Origin of the sequence: Metabacillus crassostreae, from assembly GCF_016908395.1 — a bacterium.
GTDB classification, from domain to species: domain Bacteria; phylum Bacillota; class Bacilli; order Bacillales; family Bacillaceae; genus Metabacillus; species Metabacillus crassostreae.
Window position 1 is genome coordinate 1,276,100 of record NZ_JAFBDU010000001.1, and the last position, 23,892, is coordinate 1,299,991.

General features: G+C 34.1%; 19 protein-coding genes. All 19 read right to left on the reverse strand.

The window, feature by feature from the left end; genetic code table 11:
- Positions 1-43 precede the first annotated feature (43 nt).
- Positions 44-973: a sigma-E processing peptidase SpoIIGA gene (gene spoIIGA, locus JOC75_RS06705; RefSeq protein ID WP_204953253.1), complete on the reverse strand. Its 930-nt coding sequence runs from the start codon at positions 971-973 to the stop codon at positions 44-46.
- 929 nt (positions 974-1,902) lie between these two features.
- Positions 1,903-3,051 carry a cell division protein FtsZ gene (gene ftsZ, locus JOC75_RS06710; RefSeq protein ID WP_146946789.1) on the reverse strand — a complete coding sequence of 383 codons (1,149 nt, stop codon included), beginning with the start codon at positions 3,049-3,051 and terminating at the stop codon, positions 1,903-1,905.
- Between the two features lie 44 nt (positions 3,052-3,095).
- Positions 3,096-4,379, reverse strand: coding sequence for a cell division protein FtsA (ftsA, locus tag JOC75_RS06715; protein WP_204953254.1), 1,284 nt, complete (start codon positions 4,377-4,379; stop codon positions 3,096-3,098).
- 170 nt (positions 4,380-4,549) lie between these two features.
- The gene (locus JOC75_RS06720; RefSeq protein ID WP_146946791.1) at positions 4,550-4,912 is read right to left on the reverse strand and encodes a small basic family protein; all 363 of its coding nucleotides are present in this window, start codon (positions 4,910-4,912) and stop codon (positions 4,550-4,552) included.
- Between the two features lies 1 nt (position 4,913).
- Positions 4,914-5,642, reverse strand: a complete 729-nt coding sequence (locus tag JOC75_RS06725; RefSeq protein WP_204953255.1) for a DUF881 domain-containing protein — start codon at positions 5,640-5,642, stop codon at positions 4,914-4,916.
- A gap of 79 nt (positions 5,643-5,721) precedes the next feature.
- Positions 5,722-6,426 carry a DUF881 domain-containing protein gene (locus JOC75_RS06730; RefSeq protein WP_204953536.1) on the reverse strand — a complete coding sequence of 235 codons (705 nt, stop codon included), beginning with the start codon at positions 6,424-6,426 and terminating at the stop codon, positions 5,722-5,724.
- Complete coding sequence (locus JOC75_RS06735) at positions 6,416-7,201, reverse strand: cell division protein FtsQ/DivIB (RefSeq protein WP_204953256.1); 786 nt, start codon at positions 7,199-7,201, stop codon at positions 6,416-6,418. The genes JOC75_RS06730 and JOC75_RS06735 overlap by 11 nt, the downstream gene beginning before the upstream one ends.
- Positions 7,202-7,593: 392 nt before the next feature.
- Complete coding sequence (gene murB / locus JOC75_RS06740) at positions 7,594-8,502, reverse strand: UDP-N-acetylmuramate dehydrogenase (RefSeq protein WP_204953257.1); 909 nt, start codon at positions 8,500-8,502, stop codon at positions 7,594-7,596.
- Between the two features lie 55 nt (positions 8,503-8,557).
- On the reverse strand, positions 8,558-9,652 hold the full coding sequence (gene murG / locus JOC75_RS06745; RefSeq protein ID WP_204953258.1) for an undecaprenyldiphospho-muramoylpentapeptide beta-N-acetylglucosaminyltransferase: 1,095 nt from the start codon (positions 9,650-9,652) through the stop codon (positions 8,558-8,560).
- Between the two features lie 367 nt (positions 9,653-10,019).
- Positions 10,020-11,120 carry a stage V sporulation protein E gene (gene spoVE / locus JOC75_RS06750; RefSeq protein ID WP_204953259.1) on the reverse strand — a complete coding sequence of 367 codons (1,101 nt, stop codon included), beginning with the start codon at positions 11,118-11,120 and terminating at the stop codon, positions 10,020-10,022.
- Between the two features lie 96 nt (positions 11,121-11,216).
- Complete coding sequence (murD, locus tag JOC75_RS06755) at positions 11,217-12,572, reverse strand: UDP-N-acetylmuramoyl-L-alanine--D-glutamate ligase (protein ID WP_239589302.1); 1,356 nt, start codon at positions 12,570-12,572, stop codon at positions 11,217-11,219.
- Positions 12,573-13,547 carry a phospho-N-acetylmuramoyl-pentapeptide-transferase gene (mraY, locus tag JOC75_RS06760; RefSeq protein ID WP_204953260.1) on the reverse strand — a complete coding sequence of 325 codons (975 nt, stop codon included), beginning with the start codon at positions 13,545-13,547 and terminating at the stop codon, positions 12,573-12,575.
- 400 nt (positions 13,548-13,947) lie between these two features.
- Complete coding sequence (locus JOC75_RS06765) at positions 13,948-15,417, reverse strand: UDP-N-acetylmuramoyl-L-alanyl-D-glutamate--2,6-diaminopimelate ligase (RefSeq protein WP_204953261.1); 1,470 nt, start codon at positions 15,415-15,417, stop codon at positions 13,948-13,950.
- A 336-nt stretch (positions 15,418-15,753) separates the two neighbouring features.
- On the reverse strand, positions 15,754-17,697 hold the full coding sequence (locus tag JOC75_RS06770; RefSeq protein ID WP_204953262.1) for a stage V sporulation protein D: 1,944 nt from the start codon (positions 17,695-17,697) through the stop codon (positions 15,754-15,756).
- A gap of 150 nt (positions 17,698-17,847) precedes the next feature.
- Positions 17,848-20,028 carry a penicillin-binding protein gene (locus JOC75_RS06775; RefSeq protein WP_204953538.1) on the reverse strand — a complete coding sequence of 727 codons (2,181 nt, stop codon included), beginning with the start codon at positions 20,026-20,028 and terminating at the stop codon, positions 17,848-17,850.
- 112 nt (positions 20,029-20,140) lie between these two features.
- On the reverse strand, positions 20,141-20,503 hold the full coding sequence (gene ftsL, locus JOC75_RS06780; protein WP_204953263.1) for a cell division protein FtsL: 363 nt from the start codon (positions 20,501-20,503) through the stop codon (positions 20,141-20,143).
- Positions 20,504-20,556: 53 nt separating this feature from the next.
- Positions 20,557-21,489, reverse strand: a complete 933-nt coding sequence (gene rsmH, locus JOC75_RS06785; protein WP_204953264.1) for a 16S rRNA (cytosine(1402)-N(4))-methyltransferase RsmH — start codon at positions 21,487-21,489, stop codon at positions 20,557-20,559.
- Between the two features lie 71 nt (positions 21,490-21,560).
- On the reverse strand, positions 21,561-21,992 hold the full coding sequence (mraZ, locus tag JOC75_RS06790; RefSeq protein WP_146946804.1) for a division/cell wall cluster transcriptional repressor MraZ: 432 nt from the start codon (positions 21,990-21,992) through the stop codon (positions 21,561-21,563).
- A gap of 124 nt (positions 21,993-22,116) precedes the next feature.
- The gene (gene bshC, locus JOC75_RS06795) at positions 22,117-23,745 is read right to left on the reverse strand and encodes a bacillithiol biosynthesis cysteine-adding enzyme BshC (protein WP_204953265.1); all 1,629 of its coding nucleotides are present in this window, start codon (positions 23,743-23,745) and stop codon (positions 22,117-22,119) included.
- Between the last annotated feature and the right edge of the window lie 147 nt (positions 23,746-23,892).

Here is a 23,892-nt window from a genome sequence, read left to right on the forward strand (position 1 = left end):
TTCTAAAATAAAAGAATCAGAGTAAGATAGAAATATGTGATTGTTAAGATACATTCTTAATTGATTGACCTTGGAGCATTTTCGGATGAACAATACATGAATATTCATCTTCTGAAGAGAGCTTTGTTCTATTTAGGCCAACAATCGTTTTTTGCACCTTAATTTTCTCATCTTTTGTTTCTATCCACACTTCATCAGGTTTAAATCCCAGCAAAAATTGATGATCAGTTCCAATAACACGATAAGGTATAATTCGCACTCGATGTTCCCATGGATGGCTTTCGCTAGATTCACTTAGCGATTTCATAACATCATCCTGTAAAGCCATGTCAATTAGCTGTTTTGGTATGTAATCTTGTACCATCAATGTGTCAATAATCATCACTGGACTTCTTGTAATAGGATCTACAAGCTGATTTCCACTATCAATCAAACCATTTAAAGTGAATTGAATTGCATCTACTTTAATCGTAACAGTTACCAATTGTTCATAATGAATCTTCTTTGCTTCTATACCTTCTAGACGCTTTCTTGAAAAAATCCAAACAACAGGAAACCCAATTAATATAAATAACCAGCTTATCGGATGGCCAAAACCATTTGAATTTGTCATTAAGATTCCGTCTAAATAATTAACCTCTGACTGTAGAAAATAATGTGCACCTATCATTCCACCACCTACCATAAAGGTGACAAAATAGAAAGTTAACAATCCATGAAAGTAATAGCTAAAACGTTTAAAACCAAATGCTATTAAAACCATTAAGATTGAAATGATCATTTTGCCAACTGGGTGTGTAGCAATAAATGCTAAAGGTGTAAACATCATTAATACAATACTTGAGCCCAGTAGAGAAGCTAGAAAAATCCTAAATTTAAATACTTTTCTTTTTAAGGTAATTGCTGTTAGAAGAAGTAAAAACAAATCAAAGGAAAAGTTCAAGAGCCAAATAACGTCTAAGTAAATAGACATTTGTTACTCCTTTCCCCTATGTAAGATAATAGGTCCTTCTCATTTACTAAAAGCTTTGTTGTGTTGTTGATGTTTGCTTGGTAACAAGGAAAGTCTAGTTCCTTTACCTTGAACAATCTGTGACTCTTCACTTTCCACTTACAATGGGTTTTCTCAACAATAGTTACCCGTAATGACGCACAGATTCGGCATATATCAACAGGTGATTTAACAAAGTTTTTCTTTAAATCGAATCAATTTAAGAACCTGTTAGCAACTAGTATAAATCTTCATAGACAGGAAGTCTGTCAATTACTGCCGATAAAGTGTAAGTATTTTTGCAAGATTATTAGAATTTTTGTCGAGTTAGCATAAAAAGGAAAAACCTTTTCTTAGTTATTTATTTTTACCTTCGCATCATCTCTTTTAACTTTCAATAAGATATACTTCCGTAAATTTGGTTAACTCCACTGCCTTGATTCAGTAGTTTCTTAGATTCAAGATCTAGCTTTTCTGCAAAAAGTAAGGGCATTATGAATTGACCTAGTACCGCTATATCAAAGGGATATTACAGGGAAAAAGAAGCAACTTCCCTGAAAAAATTCTACGAAACCAGCTACATTTTAAACGGTGAACTAGAAGGTTCATGAGAATAAAATACCTTTCAATAAAGAGCCTTTATCTCATCTATCTCTAAAAGCCCATTAATTTTTTATGCTCATTATTTTTAATTAGTAGGCGTTGTTAAACATTTTTATTGATTTCCGTTACAGGCATTCGCTTTCCTGCGAGCGTACTGGGAGCTTCCTCCCGCAGGAGTCTCATACCTTTCACTTCAATGAACGAAGTTCCAACATTAAGCTTTAATATAGCTTAAAAGTAAGTATCAATATAAAAATAAAAAGAGGTGCTAAATTCTTTTGAATTTTAGCACCTCTTTATGGGTCAAGTTAACGACGCTTATTACGGTTTCTTAAGAAAGTTGGAATATCTAATGTATCATCAGATTGTTGTTGCTGAACATTATTACGAGTTGTATCTTGTGGCATTTCCTCACGCTTATTTTCACGTTTTGGAGCCGGCTTTGTCATTGTATTAGTGGCACCACTAAACTGGCGTGGTGGTTGCTTCAATGGATTTGTATCTTGTTCTGCAAACCCTGTTGCTATTACCGTAACAATAATTTCATCTTTTAGATTCTCATTAATAACAGATCCGAAAATCATATTTACTTCTTGATCAGAAGCAGTAGCAACAATATCAGCTGCCTCTTGTACTTCATACAAGCTTAAATTCATTCCGCCTGTAATGTTCATAAGAACGCCTTGAGCTCCATCAATCGATTTCTCTAATAATGGACTAGAAATAGCTTTCTTCGCTGCTTCTGAAGCACGATTTTCTCCTGTAGCTACACCAATACCCATTAGGGCAGATCCTTTATTAGACATAATTGTTTTTACATCTGCAAAGTCTAAGTTAATTAACCCTGGTGTTGCAATTAAATCTGAAATACCTTGTACACCTTGTCTTAATACATTATCTGCTTCTCTAAACGCTTCTAACATAGGAGTATTCTTATCTACAATCTCAAGTAAGCGATCGTTAGGAATAACAATGAGTGTATCAACAGATTCCTTCATTGCTGAAATACCGCCTGCTGCTTGCATTTGACGTTTACGACCTTCAAATGTAAATGGTCTAGTCACAACACCAACTGTTAATGCTCCTAAATCCTTAGCAATCTGGGCTATAACAGGAGCTGCACCTGTTCCTGTTCCACCACCCATTCCAGCCGTTACAAAGACCATGTCAGCGCCTCTTAATGCTTCTTCTAGCTGCTCTCTACTTTCTTCAGCAGCCTTTTTCCCAACCTCTGGATTAGCACCTGCACCTAAACCTCTAGTAAGTTTAGAGCCTATTTGCATTTTAACTTCTGCTTTAGATAAATTTAAAGCTTGTGCATCAGTGTTAACTGCTATAAATTCAACACCCTGTACTCCATGTTCTATCATTCGATTAACAGCATTGTTACCACCGCCACCTACTCCGATTACCTTGATGGTCGCCAAGCCGTCAATATTTGTATCAAACTCCAACATGCGAAATCCTCCTAATCCATCAAATGACTTCTAATTGATGTGTACTATTCAAAGAAGTAGCCAAAAAATTTCTTTACTTTATTAGATTTTTTCTCTTCTTGCTGTTTTTGCGGTTTTGTACGATGTTGCTGAGGTTCTTGAGCTGCTGCTACCTCAATAGCATTTACCGTAACATTTGAACCAATTTTTCTACCTTGTATCTTTGCATTTTTATGAGCGAATTGAATTAAACCTACGCCTGTCATATATTGTGGTTCTCTTACACCAATATAATCCGGACTGGCGATTCTTACACTATTTTGAAGGATTACTTGTCCTAATTCAAGTACACCTGGCATTCTAACCGTACCTCCAGTAAGAACAAATCCACCAGGTAAATCTTGTATTCCGAGTCTCCTTAATTCATGTACTAATAGCTCGTAAATTTCTTCCATTCTTGCTTCAATAATATCAGCTATCTCTAATTGATTAAAGGTTCTTTTTTGATCAGAGCCTATTACAGATGCCTCAAATATTTCGTCTTCAGATGCATGGTCATAATAAGCATGTCCATACTTGAGTTTAATTCGTTCAGCTTCATCTGTTGTAGTTCGAAGTCCGATAGATAAATCTTTTGTTATGTGCTCTCCACCAAGAGGTAGAACACTTGTTGCTACAAGATGGTTTTGTTCAAAAACAGCTATTGTTGTTGACCCTCCACCAATTTCAACTAGAGCAACACCTAGATTTTTCTCATCCTTTGATAATGCGACAGAACCTGCTGCTAATGGTTGTAAACAAATGTCTGTAATCTCTAAGCCTGCACGCTCTACACAACGTAATAAATTATGTAAAATCGTCTTAGAACCTGTAATGATTGTTCCTTCCATCTCTAGACGAACACCTAACATCCCTCTTGGATCATTAATCTCATCTAAACCATCAACAATAAATTGTCGTGGAATAACATCTATTATTTCTCTCTCAGGCGGAACTGATATAACTTGAGCAGCATCTAAAACCCTTCTAACATCTTCATTAGATATTTCACGGTTCTCACTGGAAACAGCTACTACTCCATGACAATTTTGAAGGTGCACGTGGTTACCAGTAACACCCACAACAACCCTTTTCAAAGAAATTCCAACCATTCGTTCTGCTTGCTCTACTGCTTTTTTTATAGAATGAACGGTTTCATCTATATCAACTATAGATCCTTTTCTCAATCCTTCTGATTTTACATTACCAACACCAATTATGTTCAAAGCATCATTTGTCATTTCACCAATAATTACTTTAACACTGGATGTACCGATGTCAAGACTTACAAATAGTTCATTGCTGTTCATTCTAAGGCACCTCCTCATCTATTACTACTCTTCTTATTCTAATCTTCGAAGAACAACATGACAATGAATCTAGTTTTACATATTTGTAACAAAATATTTTTTTAATATTTATTGATTTTTGCTTCACTAGTGTTTATTCGTCAAATAATTCGAATTCCCTTTTTAAATAATCAAGTTTTTTTCATTTTTTCTCTAGAAATTGACCATTTTGAAATTAAAATTCTTCTTATCACTGCGATATTTTGGAACAATCTAACACCAAAAGCAAAAACAGCTACTAGATACAAGTCTACACCAAGATGAACACCGAGAAAAGCTAAACTTGCAGCAAGTATAATGTTAAAGAAAAAACCGGACACAAACACTATTTCATCATAGATATCTTGCAAGTGTGCTCTAATACCACCTAATAATGTATCAAGTGCTGCTAAAATCGCGATTGATAAATAATTAGAGTATTCCGGGGGAATTCGTAGCTCTGATACAAGACCTAAAAAAACACCTAAAATCAAACCTAGTATTGGTAGCCACATATTATCCCCCTTCTTTCTCTGCTTCTATAGGTTTCATGTTTTTCACTCGAATTGTGTCTTCATATGCTGGAATTGTTATGTTTTCTTCTGGGTTAGAAATAAACAAACTTAGATTATCGATTGCAAAATCCTCATCTGTTGTTGAAGCATTCATTCGATTATAAAGCTTTTCGACATTTTCGGAAATAACTTTTATTTCTATCGGAAAGTTATGTAAACTGAAATTATCCATTTTAGTTTGGCCATTGATGTCACGTATGACCGTAGAGTTAATAACTCGCCTTCCTTGAATGGAAATATCTTTTGCTCCGTAAGAATTCAATTCATTTATTAACCTCTTAAGTAATTCAGGTGAAATGTCTTGAACTTGGGACCCAATTAATTCTTCAGAAAACAATTTGTCTATCTTAATCGTAATACCCGAACCTTTTACCTCTGTTAGTCCCGCTTCTTCCTTTAATATATTTAATGTCTCTTTTAATGCTGTCTCCGGATTCTGATCTTCTTCATTTTCATAGGTTTTTAGCATCTCATTATATTTTCTTATTTCACTTGAAAGTTCAACTTGTAATTGTTGCTGTTTCTTTAAATCTTCTCTTAGCTGCCACATATCTCGGGTATCTCTTACGATAGGTTCTTGTATTGTGTGAAATTGCACCGCAAGCATCATTCCAAATATCATCAAAAGGATAGTAAAGCTAATTCCTCTTTTCCAATCCTTACTTTTCATACAAACCACCTAGCTATTCTTTTCTTATATAAACTTTACTAAATCTTACATAGCAGCAAGAAGTAAAAAAGTCTAGATCTTAAGAAGACGATTTTTGCTCTTGCAATAAAGGTTCCATTTTTATCTTATCTTTTTTTTCAATAGATACCACAATGTTATCATAAGCAAGTTGATCAATAATTCCTCCAGTAATATTTAAAGATGGTATTAAAACATTTGGATCACCAATCGCTGTTATTACAAACGGAGCAGGAAATTGGTTACCATCAACGGTTATGACAGGTCCGTTGCAATATATATAGGAGTGACTTGATAACCTCTGACCATTAACAGACACTGAGTCAGCACCAGAGATATATAATTCATTGATTACATCAAAAATATGGCTTTCATGAACAATATAATTGTTGACATTTTCTCCCTCAGGCACATATGATGCATCCTCTAAAACAACCTCTACACCTTTTCCCTCGACCGCAACATCCCCAACATACATACGGTACTTTTCTACATCTTCTACTAGATTAAAATATACCTGTTTCTGATCTTTTAATGCTTCTTCTATTTTCTTTACTTGTTCCTGTTTCGCATATAATTCTTTTTGAAGTTCTCTATTCATTTTTTCATTCATAACTAATTGAGACCTTATTTCATATTCTTTATCCCACTGCTCAGGGGAAATTGTCTGATTTTCGTTTCTTTCCTTAGTCAATTGAAAAGAATATGAAATTAAAAAACCTAAGACAAGAAGGACAAGGGATAAAATAACATAACTACCCCTCAATTTCACTTTCATTTCCTTCCTCCTCTTTATTTAATTGATCGTATGACCTAAAGTAGGATCCAACTTCTAAGTGAATAACACCTCTACTATTCTCATCAAGCGAATTCACTATACTTGGGTAAGATTCCATTTTTTTTGAAAATGTTCGCACTGAGGCAATAACTTCAAAACCATCATTCATATATAATTTAATAAGCCAAGGATCTGTCTTTCCTGGAGTATGATGTATTTCGGAAATTGAATTTGTTATAGTAGGTGATATTTTTTTTAATTCACTAACTAGTTCTTCAATTTCTTCATCACTCTTCCAATTTATTAAAATTGGAGCATCAGCTGGTGTTGTGACAACCTGATCTTGAAGTGCTTGTCCATTTTCTAAGATAGGATAATATGCACCTGCTTTTTCAAGATAAGCAACACTTTCAAACTCCTCTACCTGCAAAATGATATAATTAGGGAGTTGTTTTTGGATCTCCACTTTTTTGATTTGCAAATGCTTTTCAATTTTTTCTTTTACAGTTTCAGAATTTATATTCCAGAAACCTGTTGACTTTGATATGCCGCTCATTTCAATAATTTCATCTGAAGTCACATAATTATTGCCACTTACAGTTATCCTAGAAACTTTACTTAATGGAGATTGAAAATAGATAACAAGTAATATTAATAGGAAAAATATTGACAAAAAAGAAATAAGTCTGCGATTAGTCTTGTGTTTACGCTGCTGTTGTAATTTAGGTATGCGGTCTTCTAACGAAACAACTTTTTTTTCCAATCAATTCACCCCACCCTAGCATGGATAAGCTAGGTAGTTTTTCATTTTTTATTGAATAATAGTAAGTTTAAGATCTACTTGTTACCTCACAAAAAAATAACGTTTTTAATGTAAATGATAAAACAAACGGCATTTAAAATGCCGTTTCAGAGTGTAGACAAACCCCTTTTTCAGAAAAAGCACTAAAGAAAAAGGGGTTTTCACTTCATGAATTCCACATATATTGATATCAATTCAAAAATACCATACTATATATTGAACCTTATAGAGATAAAGAAAATAGCTGCTGACTTTGTCGACAGCCTGAAACGGCATTTAAAATGCCGTTTATTTTATCTAACTATTTTTTGTTATTATAACACAATAAAAGGAAATATAGGGATCTAATGTGATTATTTACTACCTATTATTTCAACTTCCGTTTCCATCTTTATTCCATACTTATCAAAAATTGATTTCTTAACAAAATCGATTAAATCTAACACATCCTGGGCTGTTGCTTCACCGGCGTTCACAATGAAATTACCATGCATATCAGATATTTTTGCTCCACCTATTTGGTAACCCTTTAAACCAGCTTCTTCAACTAATTGACCTGCATAATTAGGCAATGGATTACGAAAAATACTGCCAGCGCATGGGAAATTCCAAGGTTGTGTATCTCTTCGATAGTCTTTGTTTTTTTGCATAATCGCAACAATGTCTTCCTTTTTACCTTGTTGTAGCTGTAAAACAGCCTCAATACAAATCCCAGGCCTTTTCTCTTGAAGAACAGAGGTACGATATGAAAATTCTAATTCTTCATTTGTTAACCAAGTTAATTGTCCATCCTCAAATAAAACAAGAGCTTTGTTTACTATTTTAGACATATCAGATCCATGAGCACCAGCATTCATATATACCGCTCCACCAATAGACCCAGGTATGCCACTGGCAAACTCTAAACCTGCTAGACCCTTCTTACTAATAATTGTAGCTAACTTTATGATAGAATACCCTCCACCAACAGTCAGCATATCACCATCAATTTTCAGATCATCTAGTCCATTACCTAATTTAATGACAACACCTTCGATTCCCTTATCAGCAACTAGAAGATTTGAACCTCTTCCAATGGCTCTCCATTTAGCACCGTTAGATTTAATAATTTCCAATGCCTTTTTTAAATTTTCACTATTAGAAGGTTCAATTAATATATCAGCAGGACCACCAATTCTAATTGTAGTATGTTTTGCCAGCGGTTCATTTTCAAGCACTTTTCCTATGTTAGCATCTTTTAATTGCATCAATAATTTACTCATCACTACCTCCTTGATATAAACAGAGAGAAAATCAATAACCAATATCTATTTCTATTTATTTCCCACTAATTTTTTGCATAACTTCATATAATCTTTGAGCTGAATCTGGTATACCTAATCTTTTCGATGCTTGACTCATTTCATCTAGTTTTATTTGATTTAACAAAATATGATCAATTGTCGAAAGGAGAGTTTCACCATTTAATTCTTGTTCTTTTAGTAAGATAGCAGCATCCTTATCACTTAATGATCTAGCGTTAACTTCCTGATGATTCGCAGTAACGTATGGACTAGGAATTAAGATGCTTGGTAAACCAAGTGCTGTAATCTCAGCTAATGATGTTGCACCTGCTCTAGACACAATTAAGTCAACAGCTGATAATACCTCAGGCATATTATGAATAAATGGTTTTATAATAACATGAGAGGAATCACTTAATTTATTAATCTCCTCCATTACTTTTTCATAATGTACCTCACCAGTGACATATACAACTTGATATGACTTACCGGCTAAAGTAGGTATCATTTGTAACACAGCATCATTAATTGCCCTAGCTCCCCTACTACCTCCAAAAATCAGTACTGTTTTTTGATTAGCTTTTAAACCTAACGATTGTCTGCCTTTTTCGGCATCTCTGCCAAGAACCTCAGATGCTCTTGGATTACCTGTTAAAATTACTTTATGCTCAGGAAAGTATTTTTTTGCATCTTCAAAACAAATAGCTACTTTATCAACATATCTAGATAAAAACTTATTCGTTACTCCCGGCAAACTATTTTGCTCATGAATAACAGTTGGTATATTTAGTTTTGAGGCAGCATAAACGACTGGTCCGCATACATAGCCACCTGTACCAATTACAACATCCGGCTTAAAATCCTTCAAATATTTCTTACAAATAGTTACACCTCTTAAAAATCTCGTAATAGTCTTTACGTTCTCAAACGAAATCTTCCGTTTAAATCCAGTGATCTCAATAGCCTTAAAAGGTATCCCTGCTCTTTTCACTATGTTATTTTCTAATCCTTTTTCAGTGCCTATGTATAAGAACTCCACATTAGGATCATGTTTTTTTATCTCGTTAATTAAAGCTAAGGCTGGGTAGATATGTCCACCTGTTCCGCCACCACTTACTACTACCTTCATAGCTGTCCCCCCACTTCTCCTGATATATATGGATTTATTAATTGTTTAATTGAAGATATAAGACTCTTGTTTTTAGAAAATTGTTGTTATTTATCTTAATCATATGTTGTAGAACAGTGATATTTTCTTTTATGTTACTATAATAAGACAATAAAAGATTCTATAGACTGCATTCTTCCAGATACTAAACACAACAAAGCTTACGAAAAAAACAAAAAATCACATATGTAAAACGTATTTAAGGCTGACTATTAAGGACTGCTTAGAGGATATCCTCTTAAGTTTGTCACTCATCAATTGTCAGCCTTTTTTTAACTTCTTATATTGTATATGATAAATAGCTAATAATGAAACTTCTTTTCTTAATTCAGTATTTAGAATATCGACTAACATTCAATAAAACACCAATTGCCATCAACATTAACGTTAGTGATGAACCTCCATAGCTTAAAAATGGAAGCGTAATCCCAGTAACAGGCATCAATCCTGTGACGACTCCTACATTGATCATAACTTGAATGGCAACCATTGTGATAATACCGATTGCTAGAAAACTACCATATAAATCTGGTGCCCCAAGTGCTATCCTAATACCTCTCCATAGCAATAGTCCAAATAATAAAATAACAAAAGATCCACCTATAAAACCAAGTTCTTCTGCTAAAATGGCAAAAATGAAATCAGTTTGAGGTTCTGGTAAATAAAAGAACTTCTGTCTACTTTGACCAAGTCCTAAACCAAACAAACCACCAGGTCCAATTGCATACAACGACTGGATAATCTGAAATCCACTACCTAGTGGATCTTCCCAAGGATCTAAGAAGGAAGTGATTCGTTTTATTCTATATGGTGCTGATAAGACAAGAGCAACAAACCCAGCGACTCCAATTAACCCTAACCATACGAAATGAATAACTCTTGCACCTGATACAAAAATCATCACAATACAGGTTCCAACCATTACTGTACCTGTCCCTAAATCTGGTTGTAGCATAATGATTCCGAATGCAGTAAAAACAAGACCGAGTGAAGGGACTAGACCCTTTTTAAAAGAAGTTATTTTTTTCTGATTTTCAGATAGGAACTTAGCTAAAAATGCTATCATGGCTAATTTCATAAACTCAGAGGGTTGAATTGAAAATGCACCAACACCTATCCAGCTACGGGAACCATTTCGTTCCATTCCTATTCCTGGGATTAATACTGCAACTAGTAGAAAAAAACAAATGATTATTAACATTTTAGACCATGTTCTCCAGGTCCAATAGTCAACATTCATGATAAAAAACATCGCGATTACACCAACACCTGCAAATAACAGCTGACGTTTTGCAAAAAAGAATGAATCATCGAATTTATAAGTCGCCCAAACCGCACTTGCACTGTATACCATGACAAGACCAATTGTTAAAAGAAGTAATGTTAGAATAACTAATATAAAATCTGGTGTAGACCTTTTTGCTGTCAACGCCGAACACACCCCTGTATCAAGTTTATTAAGGGCTGTATCGTCTATAGAAAAACGCGGAATGCTCCGTCTACAAGTAAAACATTGTACAAGCCCTTAATTAAGCTTATGCACGGCTTGAATAAAAATGTCTCCTCTTTCTTCAAAAGTTTTATACTGATCCCAACTTGCACAAGCTGGTGATAATAAAATAACATCTTCTGTTGTGGAAACTTCAAACGCCGTATATACCGCTTGTTCCACATTATCGACACGTTTGATTACTTCTATTCCAGATTCTTTTGCAATCCGTTCTAATTTAGGTGCAGTTTCTCCAAATAAAACCATCGCTTTTACATTTTGTAAATATGGCTTTAACTCATCAAACTCATTACCTCTGTCAAGACCACCAGCTAACAATATAGTTGGTGTATGAAAAGCTTTAAGCGCTTTGCTTGTTGCCAATATATTTGTTGCTTTAGAATCGTTATAAAATTTTCGTTTCGATACTTCTCCAACGAATTGAAGTCTATGTTTTACTCCATTAAAAGAAGTTAACACTTTTCTAATTGAACTGTTCGTCACACCGCGTAGCTTTACCGCAGATATTGCCGCTAGAACATTCTCAACATTATGCTCCCCTGGCAGAACAATATCTTTTAAGGAAATAATACGTTCACCTTTAAACCAAACACTTTCATCTTTAAGATAGGTACCATCCATGCATTCTTTTGTACTAGAGAAAAAAAGCTTTTCAGCATGAGAGCTTTCAGCATTACGCATAACATCCTCATCATCATAATTAATAATAGCTACATCTGTAGAGGATTGATTTTCATAAATTTTACCTTTTGCATAAATATATTCATCTTTTGTTCCATGATAATCTAAATGGGCATCAAATATATTTAAAATCATGGCTATTTTTGGTTTAAATTCTCTAGTTCCTAGTAATTGAAATGAAGATAATTCCATAACAATCACATCATCCTTCGTAGCACTTTGTGCAACCTCGCAAGCAACTGTTCCGATATTTCCTGCAATAAGTGGTCGCTTGTTATCTACAAGAAGCATTTCATATATAAGGGTAGTTGTTGTAGTTTTTCCATTTGAGCCGGTAATGGCAATAATATCAGCTTCAGAAATTTTATATGCTAGCTCTACCTCTGTGATAATAGGTATGTTTTTTTCTTGGGCTAATTTTATTAGTGGATTTGAATAAGGTATCCCTGGGTTTTTTACAACTTCATCAATTTGAAATTCATCCAATATTGTTAGTGGATGATCTCCAGTAATTACTTCGATACCTACCTCGATTAATTCCAAAACTGCTGATTCTTGTTTATTTGCTTTTAAATCATTTACTACTACATTTGCACCAATCTTATGTAATAATTTAGCGGCTGCTAAGCCGCTTTTTGCTAACCCTATAACTAATACATTCTTATGTATATATTCGTTTGTTTTTATCAATTACAACCACACCTCAATATATATTCCAAGTACTGCAAATATTAAACCTATTGTCCAAAATGTCACAACAACTCTCCATTCAGACCAGCCTACTAACTCATAATGATGGTGAAGAGGACTCATTTTGAATATTCGCTTACCTGTTGTTTTAAAGGAAATAACTTGAATGATAACAGATAAAGTTTCGATTACAAACACTCCACCTATAAGTACAAGTAGGATTTCCAGCTTAGTTAATATGGCAATCGTCACAATCGCCCCACCCAATGCCAGTGATCCGGTATCACCCATAAATACTTTTGCAGGATGTGCATTAAAAACTAGGAAACCTAGTACTGCACCTACTACTGCAACTGAGAAAATAGCAACATCTAGTTGAGATTGATTCCATGCAAGTACTGCAAATGCACCAAAAGCTATTGCAGCAGTTCCTGATAACAAACCATCTAAACCATCAGTTAAGTTAACTGCATTTGATCCTCCAACTAACATAAAGATAACTAGAACAACATAACCCCAGCCTAAATCAAAGGAGATATTTGTCCCTGGAATACCAATATCAGTTGAAAATCCATATTGTGTATAAACAATATAAAATATAATAGCGATGATTATTTGCCCTAATAACTTTTGTCTAGACGTTAAACCTAGGTTTCTTTTCATTACAACCTTTATAAAATCATCTAAAAAGCCTAACAAACCGTAACCTACTGTTACAAATAATAATAAATACATCTCGACACTTAACTGAGAGTATTTCCCCGTCATCACAATCGTAGTAATTATGATCGCAAAGATAATCATTACCCCACCCATTGTAGGTGTACCTGATTTCTTTTGATGTGATTTTGGTCCTTCCTCTCTTATACTTTGACCGAATTTTAATCTTCGTAGAAATGGAATAATAAGTGGGGATAATAATACACTTATTAAGAATCCCATCGCAATTGTAATTAAGATCGCCTGCTCTAACATGTATAATCCCTCCTTTCTATCAATGTCTTATTACTATATACGAGCATGTTATATATGCAAATATCATATGTCTTATTTTCAAAAATATGTTTTCCTAACTTAATTTCAATCATCTTATCAACTTCTCTTTCTATCTATGTTACCTATTCTATGATTAAAAAAGTTCTAAAACCACACAATTTTACTTATGTACAATAATCCGATTAGAATAGATTTTTTATTTTTTAATTCGTTAATTCATTTTATATTTTTGTTACAGGAACTCTCTCTGGGCAAATGGATTATTTATTCTCGAAAGCCATCTTAGACACTAACACTTGTCGGCTCACCCTTTATATCTGTTCCTTTAAATAGTTATAATCCGCAGCTTTAACTATCCCGAAAAGAACATCTAAAGAACTTATTGTTTTAATAAGCGGATCGCCTTTATTGCGATTTCTTTGTCGTCAAAGTCAAGAGTTTGATTGCCAATTTGTTGATATGTTTCATGCCCTTTACCTGCAATTAAGATAACATCGCCTTTAATTGCCTTTTTTACAGCCAGCTGTATTGCTTCCTCCCTGTCGTGAATTAAGTGGTAGTGCAAACCTTCCACTCCCTTTTCCATATCTTTCAATATCATTAAAGGATCTTCACTTCTTGGGTTATCAGATGTAAAGATTGGTTCATCACTATAAACAGAAGCAATTTTAGCCATAAGAGGACGTTTGGTTTTATCTCGGTCCCCACCACAGCCTACAATACAAAATACACGACCTGTAGCAAATTGTTTAATTGTTTGAAGTACGTTTTCTAAGCTATCCGGTGTATGTGCATAATCAACGATAACTGTATAATCTTGGCCTGCATCAACTAATTCAAAACGGCCTCTAACTCCTACCATCGACTCAATTGCTTTAATAATTACCTGTAGATCAATTGATGAAGCTAGACAAGCAGCAACTGCAGCTAAAACATTATAAACACTAAACTTACCTACCATATTTATTGTTACTATTTTTTCAGCATTTGGTGTAATAAGATTAAACTGTGTTCCTTGTGATGTCATTTTTATGTCTTTTGCCATAATGTCTGCTTGTTGATCAATTCCATATGTTAAAATTTTTGCAGCAGTCATTTTTTTGTATTCTTTTGAAGCCTCTTCATCCTCGTTTAACACAGCAACCTTTATTTCGTTATGATTGAAACGGTTTCCTAGCTGTGCAAATAAGAGACCTTTTGCAAATTGATAGTCCTTCATCGTTTCATGATAATCTAAATGGTCTTGTGATAAATTTGTAAATACTGCTACATTGAAATCACAACCATGGATTCTCCCTAAATGTAAAGCATGAGATGATACCTCCATAATTGCGTGTGAAACTTTCTTTTTCATCATTTCATTAAAAGTTTTTTGTAGTGTTAAGCTTTCAGGGGTGGTATTTTTAACTGTTTTAATTTCATCGGCAATTTTTATGTACATCGTCCCAATTAGACCTGTTTTCTTATTTGCTTCATTTAATATACTTTCAATAATGTGTGTTGTTGTTGTTTTTCCATTTGTTCCAGTTACACCAATGAGGTGCATTTGATGAGTAGGTTGACCATAAAAAATATCAGCAAGTAAAGCCATTGCTCTTTTAGTATCTTTTACAATAACAACAGGTACATTTACATCTATTTCCTTTTCAGCAAGAATTGCAACAGCTCCATTTTCAACAGCTTTTTTAGCGTAATTGTGACCGTCAACTGTATAACCTTCAATACAAATAAACAGGCTCCCATTACCCACTTCTCTGGAATCCATTTCAATGGATTGTATAAAAGGATTTTCGGTAAAGTCATAGGTTTGATGATCGGTTAAATATGTAAGCAATTCATTTAATTTCATAATATATTCCTACTTTCATTTCAAAGCTTCACTTCTTAGATCACTTAATTGATGTTTTTTGCTCAGTCCTTATTTTATCTTACTTATAAAAAAAGAGCTATCCTTCTTCGTTTTATTTCTTGATAAAAATTGGTTTTTTTTCAGATATATTGTGAATTTATCAATAATCTTAGCTCCATAAAGCTTTGGTATTCAATTGCTGTTATTAACTTTTAAAATAGTATAAGTTGATTAGCGTTAGATGAAAGACTTCAACAGGCAGGACAAATATAATACTAAAACAACAGAAAGAAAGCGTGCCATCTATAATTTTTAAAAATGGCATGCTTTCTTTTATTAATCTTTATCTGATTTTACACTTTTATCTTCACCTAAATAGACACGTAATTTGGAGCCCTCTTTCACTTTCACACCTTCACTTGGGGATTGCTGCACAACAACCTCTCCTTCACCAGAAACATCAAGCTTCAAATTAACTAATTGCTCTGATAACTCTTGCTTCGATAACCCTATAATATTCGGTACCTCTACTAATTTTGTGTCCAACCAGTTATATTCTTTTTCAATCTGGTCTTTTCTAGGTTCAACACCTATTTCAGGAAGAACATCTCTCATTATATTACCAACAATTGGGGCAGCTACAGTCCCACCAAATTGAATTGTACCTTTAGGATTATCAACGGCAACATATATTACAACTTGTGGATCATCTGCAGGAGCAAATCCAATAAAGGAAACAATATGATTATTCTCCATATATTTTCCGTCCTTAACTTTTTGAGCTGTACCAGTTTTCCCACCTACACGATAACCATCAACAAACGCGTTACGTCCTGTTCCTTGTGCAACAACACTTTCAAGAGCATAACGAATTTCCTTTGATGTTTCCTCAGAGATCACCCTCCGTTTTGCCTCAGGAGTTTGTCTACTTATCACTTCATTTGTAACAGGGTCGACCCATTCTTTAGCAATATAAGGAGTATATAATATCCCTCCATTAACAGCAGCAGATACTGCCGTAACCTGTTGGATTGGTGTAACAGAAACACCTTGACCAAAAGCTGTGGTTGCAAGCTCAACAGGACCTACACGCTCAGGCTTAAACATAATACCTGTACCTTCACCTTGTAAATCGATGCCTGTTTTTTGACCAAAGCCGAAATTTTTAATGTACTTAAATAGTGTTTCTTCACCAAGTCTTTGTCCTAACTCAACAAAGCCTGGATTACAGGAGTTTTGAACAACCTCTAAAAAAGTTTGATGTCCATGTCCTCCTCTTTTCCAGCATCTTAATCGAGCTCCATCTACCTCCACAGAACCAGTGTCATTAAATTCATCTTTCTCAAGATCTACCTTTTGTTCTTCAAGTGCTGCAGCTAACGTAATAATTTTAAATGTTGAACCTGGTTCATATGTGCTCCATACAGGTAAATTTCGATTATAAACTATAGGATCTACATTTCTGAAGTTTGCAGGATCAAAATCAGGTCTACTTGACATACCAAGTATTTCCCCGTTATTTGGATTCATTGCAATCGCAATAATTCCATCTGGATTATATGTAGCCTGTACATTATCTAATTCTCTTTCAATAATGGTCTGAACTCTAGAATCAATTGTCAGTTTTAAATTATTCCCATCTACAGGTGCTGTATAATCATCCGCTTCATCAGGCATACGTTGACCTTTAGCATCAGAGAAAAATTTAACATATCCTTTTTCTCCCTTTAACTGTTTATCATAAAATGATTCTAACCCTAATAACCCTTGGTTATCTATACCCGCAAAACCAAGAACATGTGATAAATAACTACCATAAGGATAATATCTAATCGAATCCTCAGCAATGTAAACACCTTTAATATCTAAATCTCTCACTTCATTTGCTTTTTCATGAGAAATTTTCCGTCCCTCAGGATTTATTCGTTCTATAGATACCTTATTAGTAAGATGTCCATAAGCTTTTTCTTCTGACATATTTAAAGTCGCTGCCAGTTTTTTTGCAGCTTCAGCAGGATTTTCAATTTGTCTTGGAACAACATAAATTGAAGGAGCACTCATATTCGTGGCGAGCTTTACACCATTTCGGTCTAAAATTTCTCCCCGTTCAGGTTCGAACGGTATATTTCTACTCCACAGGTCTTTTGCACCTGAAGTTAATGAATTACCAAGAAAGAACTGAACATATCCTAGACGTATATCAATCACTAAAAAAATTATCAACCCAAAAAGCAAAGTTAAAGCAAGTCGCTTTCTTACAGTTACATTTGATACCCGCATATCCTATCCCCCCTTGTCTAGGCTCGTTGTAAAATATATGCTTGTACATAGGAGATTAGAACATAGAAAAGTAGAGATGAAATTTGAAAAACTAGCCCTAAACTTATATACATAATGAAAAAAAGTTACTCAAATTGAGTAACTTCTTAGTTAATTATTCTTCTTTTCTAAAGTTTGATCGTCTGAGGATTTGCGAGTATTTAACGTAATTGTTAATAAATCTCCCACTTTTACGATACTGTCCTTCTTAATACTTTGTTTTGTCACATATCCTGATCCTTCCGTTTTTATCGATAAATCTAAAAGATAACCTAACTTCATAACATCTCTTCTAGACCAATCAGTGATATTTGGCATTTTAATAGAATCGGAAGTTTTCAGCAAGATTTTTTCATCATTAATCACTGCTGTATCAGCCTTGGGATATTGTGAGATAATTTTCTGACCATCACCAAGCATTACTGCTTCTAAGCCTAATTTATCAAGCTCAGCTTTTACTTCAGTGAGATTTTTCTCTTCGAATGATGGTAACTTGATTCCATCATTTTGGTTGGTTGATTCTTTTTCAGAAACAGTACTAGTAGGATCGATTTGTAGGTATTGAAGACTGTTTTTCATAACAGTGTTAAACACCTTTGAAACTGGCATTGCTCCTGCTTGACCATCTAATTTAGGTCTTTGAACTGCAACATAAACAATTAGTTCTGGGTCTTCCTTTGGTGCCATTCCGAGGAATGAAAAAATATAGTTATCATGACCTCTAAGAACTTCACCCGAGTCAGAATACATTTGTGCAGTACCAGTTTTACCAGCAACATTATAACCTTCAATTTTAAAAGGCTTACCTGTACCTTTTTCTCCAGTTACAACTGTTTCTAATAAATTCATCACTTCTTGCGATGTTTTAGCAGAAATGGGTTCACCCACAATCGTTGGTTTCGTTTCCTTAACAATTTCTTGTGTATCTGTATCTACTATCTTTTCAATTACAAATGGTTTCATCATTTTTCCACCATTTGCTATCGCAGTAGCTGCTTGAATTTGTTGAATTGGTGTAACAGCAGATGCTTGTCCAAAAGATGTGGAGATTTGATCACGGTGAAATTTATAATTGAACTTACTATTAACTTCATCTGGGAGATCAATTCCAGTCGTTTTTAAAAAACCAAATGAGTTGAGATATTGGTAAAATCGATCTGTTCCTAAAAGTTTATCAGCAATAATAGAAAAGCCTACATTTGAAGAACGCTGTACACCTTCATTAAAGGTAATTGGTCCCCATCCAGTCTTATTGTGGTCATAAATATCCGGTCCATCTACAGAATATGATCCAGACTGAAAAGTAGCATTACCATTATAGACTCCTTCTTCAATTGCAGCTGCAAGGGTAAAAATCTTCATAGTAGATCCAGGTTCATAGCGTGATGAAACCACATCATTGTAATAAGAGTTAATGTCTCTTACATTTGGATCAAAGCTTGGACGTTGGCTCATCGCAAGTATTTTACCTGTTTTCGGATCTGCAACTACTCCTATAATCTTTTCTGGCGTGTATTCATCTACAACCTGATTCATGGCATCTTCTAAAAAGGTTTGAATTTTCTGGTCAATCGTTAAATAGACATCATTTCCATTTTCAGGTGCCGTTATTTCATCTTTACTATTTGGCAACTTCCAATTGTATCCATCCTTCTGATATTTAACAAAACCATCTTCTTCATGTAAATATTTATCTAAGGTTTTTTCCAAGCCCATCATACCGACAGTTTCTCCACTATCATCTTTTTGCTGAGCATAACCTATTAAATGGGACGCAAATATACCATTTGGATAAAATCGTTGTGTATCACGGCTGAAGATTATCCCAGGAAGTTCAAGCTTCGTAATTTCTTCTTTTAAACTATGACTTATATCCCTTCCTGCTGCACCAAATTCAACCTGGTATAAATCTTTAGAAAGTAGCTTTTCAATTTCATTTATGTCCATATTTATCAAGGGTGCAAGCTTTTGAGCAGTTTCAGAGACGTCAATAACATGTTGAGGGTTATCAGGATCAGTTGTAATTTTATCATCAAGAATTGCTACAAGTTTATAAGATGATTTATCTTCAGCAATAACATTACCTTTACGGTCTAAAATAGAACCACGTTCAGCCTCAATTGTTCTCTGGCTTTTATAAAGTTCTTCGACTTTTGCTGCTAGTGCTTGTCCATGTACAGTACCTGTTGATTGAATGTAAAAGAACCGAATGAATATCGTTAAAAAAAGCAGCGCAAAAAATACTGATAATATTGCAGCTCCTCTATTCATATTTTTATTTTTTTGAGTCAATTTCATACAAAACCTCCCCGTTAATCATACCACCATCGTTCGAAAAATCCTACAATACTTTTAAGGGACTAAACTACTATTAATAAAGTAGTCTAGTCCCCGATTTGAGCTATTAGTCTTGTACTGTTTTCACACTATTTTGATCTAAAGTTAAGCCTAAACTTTTTGCTTTCTCCCAAATTCTTTCGTATGTACTCAGTTCCTCAACCTGAACATGGAGGTCACTATTAAGCTTTGTTTGTTCATATATCTTTGCTTCCATTTTTTGAATATCTACATTCGTTTGATAAATGGTATAACTGCTTGAAACAATTTTCACAGCTCCAATAACAAAAAGTCCAATGAGTAATATAACGAGAAATTTCTCACCTAATGTTATAGAAGCTCTTCTTTTAATAATAATTGGTTCAGTATTAGGTTGATGCTGATGCTGCTCTTGTCTTTGTTGCTCTATTTTTCTTGCTAAATTACTCATACTTATAACCTCCTTAGATAAATTTACACAATGTAAACTTTAATTTTTGTCCTTTATAACTTTTCAATAATTCTTAATTTTGCAGACCGAGCACGATTATTTTCTTCAAGCTCTTCTTCAGAAGGTAAAATTGGCTTTCTAGTTACTAGTTTTGCTTTTGGTTCATACCCCTCCGGAATAACAGGCATATTACGAGGTAACTCAGGTGGTGTTGCAGCCTCCTTAAAGGCTGATTTACAAATTCGATCTTCCAGGGAATGAAAGGTAATAACACTAACCCTACCCTCTGGCTTTAACAATTCAATTGATTGTTCTATTGCTTCTTCAAATACCTTTAATTCATCGTTAACAGCAATTCGTATAGCCTGAAAAATCCGTTTTGCAGGATGACCACCTTTTCTTCTAGCAGGAGCTGGGATTGCATCCTTTATGATCTCAACTAGCTCTCCGGTTGTCTTTATCGGATTGTTTTCTCGTTGCGCTTCAATTTTTCTAGCAATTTGCTTAGAGAATTTTTCCTCACCATATTTAAAGAAGATTTTCACCAAAGCCTCATATGGCCAATTATTTACAACTTCAAATGCAGATACATCTGATTGTTGATCCATTCTCATATCTAAAGGCGCATCATGATGATAACTAAATCCACGTTCAGGTGTATCAAGCTGTGGTGAAGAAACTCCTAGATCAAAAATAATTCCATCAACCTTTTCAACGCCTAACGCTTTTAACTCCTCAGCTAAATAGCGGAAATTACTTTTGATAAAGGTTACTTGTCCCTCATAAATAGCTAATTTCTCTTTAGCATTAGCCAATGCAACGTCATCTTGATCAAAAGCGTATAAATGACCCTTTTGCGATAATTTCGATAAAAGGTAGCTGCTATGTCCAGTACCACCTAATGTACAATCTACATATGTACCATCTTCTTTAACATTTAAGCCGTCTACCGTTTCCTTTAATAAAACGGTTGTATGTTTAAACATAAGTTGTACCACCTTTTCAAATCATTTCTATTAGCTTGTCCACTTTAGTCAATATTTTGCTTAAGTGAAGATTATATATCAAAATCAATCATATTTTCTGCAATCTCTTCAAAAGAATCTTCTTGTTCAGCAACATATTTTTCCCAAATAGGCTTACTCCATAGTTCAATTCGATTTGAAACGCCGATTACAACACATTCTTTTTCTAGTTTTGCATATTGCAAAAGTGGTGTAGCAATATTAACACGACCTTGTTTATCTAACTCACACTCAGTCGCGCCAGAAAAGAAAAAACGGGTAAAGGCACGTGCATCTTTTTTTGTTAATGGGAGAGCTTTAAGCTTTTCCTCAATTGTTTTCCACTCACTCATCGGGTAACCAAATAAGCATTGATCTAATCCTCTTGTTAGTACGAAGGCTTCACCTAAACCTTCTCTAAATTTAGATGGGACAATCATTCTGCCTTTTAAATCGATGGTGTGTTGATATTCTCCCATGAACATGCTCATTGCCCCCACTTTCTTCCCTTAACTCACCACTTCCCCCCACTTATCTCCACTTCTTATTCTACATTTCTTTTCACAAAAAAAAAACCCTGTAATAACAGGATTTTCAAAAAAATTTCATTTATAATTTGACAATTTTATGCTTTTGATTAAAAGAATATGACAAGTTTAGCAAATCTCTTACAAATTCCGGTCCGAATTTGTTTATATAGTAGTAAATATTCCAAATTCTTTCTTGCGGATGTAAATTTGGGACAAGTGACAATTCCATTGATTTATATTTAGAAAGTTGAACCTGATGCTTTTGTTTTTGGCGTTTTTCCACACTTTTCAAAAGAAAATCAAGATGATCTTGGATAAAAGCCCCATTTTTTTGCAACATAGGATCTAGACTAGGATCTATTTCCACTGCAGCATTTATCAGACTTGAGTGTATTGAAGAAATTTCTTTTTTTGCTTCATCAACTATTTTTTTCATATCAACAGGTGTTACCGAATCTAAATACGATTTCATTGCAGCTTCAATTCCATTATGAAGTAGATCCTCGAGCAATACGCTCGTTTCAATTAAATTTCTTTCAATAGATCTTTCCAATAAAGTAATTTGTAGCCTTGGCATTACTGGTGGCATTTTCATTTCCATTACTGAGAAGACTTTCTTTAACTCAGCCCAATATGTTACTTCCCCTGGACCTGCAATAAAAGCAAGTGTCGGGAATAAGAATTCCTGCATTAATGGCCTCGTTACTACATTATTACTGAATTTTTCAGGGGTTGTTTCAATAAGATCCATTAATTCTGCATATGAAAAATGAATATTGATATCAGGTATAATAAATTCTCCGTTTATAGCCCGTTCTATAAGAAATCTCTCTCCATCATGGTGATAAAATAAATTCACACTATTTTCACCTAAGTCAATGATTGGCGAATAGTTATGGCTGATCATTTTTTGTTGTTGGTCAACAACTGCAGCATAAATAGATTGATTTTGTTCTAATATTAACCTGAAGCAAGCTTTCTCCAAATTTCTTAGCTCCGGGTCTCCTGAGTTAATTAGAACCAGTCCTTCATCTCGAAATAAATTCATAATCACTTTTTCAAAAAAATGAACATATGTATCGGACTCACTTATATCTACTTTTAATTGTTGAATTAATTGATTCGTGAAATCAGTTTCACCATAAGCTTCAAAAATTTCCTCGATCCACTCTACTGTTTTTTTCTGGTTTAGAGGTAATTGTGAAACAGATTGTTTTTTTAATGGAGAATCCTTTATTGTATGCTTTTTAGGCACACCGTTTTTGTTAACAAATAGATGATTGATTTCAGCAAAGTCATGATCCTCGCCAGCAATCCAAAATACTGGTATAACAGGTAAACCTAATTTTGCCTCTTGTTCTCTTGCTAAGACAATAATTGAAATTATTTTATGTATTGTATATAAGGGACCTGTAAGTAATCCTGCTTGTTGACCACCAATTACAACAACACTATCTGGATCCTTTAATCTCTCTATATTATTCAATGTTTTATGATACCCAGGAAAACACCTGTTAGTATATTCAAATAAATATGAGCTTAAAGTATCACGCTGAAAGGAGCGATTTTTTAGATCCAGTGCTCTTCTATTAAATAGTTCTTCAGAATGGATATCATAGTCAAAATATGTTCCATCCTCTATTTTATTGTCCATCAAATCATTCATAAATTGATTTGATGAGCGTAGGGAGAGTTCAACAATCTCCATTTAGAAACTTCCTTTCTAGATTAAATCTAAAATTTGTTCCGGCTGTTGACAAAGATATATTTCTTAAGGCTCTTTTCTGAAAGCTTGTTGCTAAGAGACGTCATTATCTATTGTAATTAGTTTGTTATCGCTTAAAAGGTGCAATTT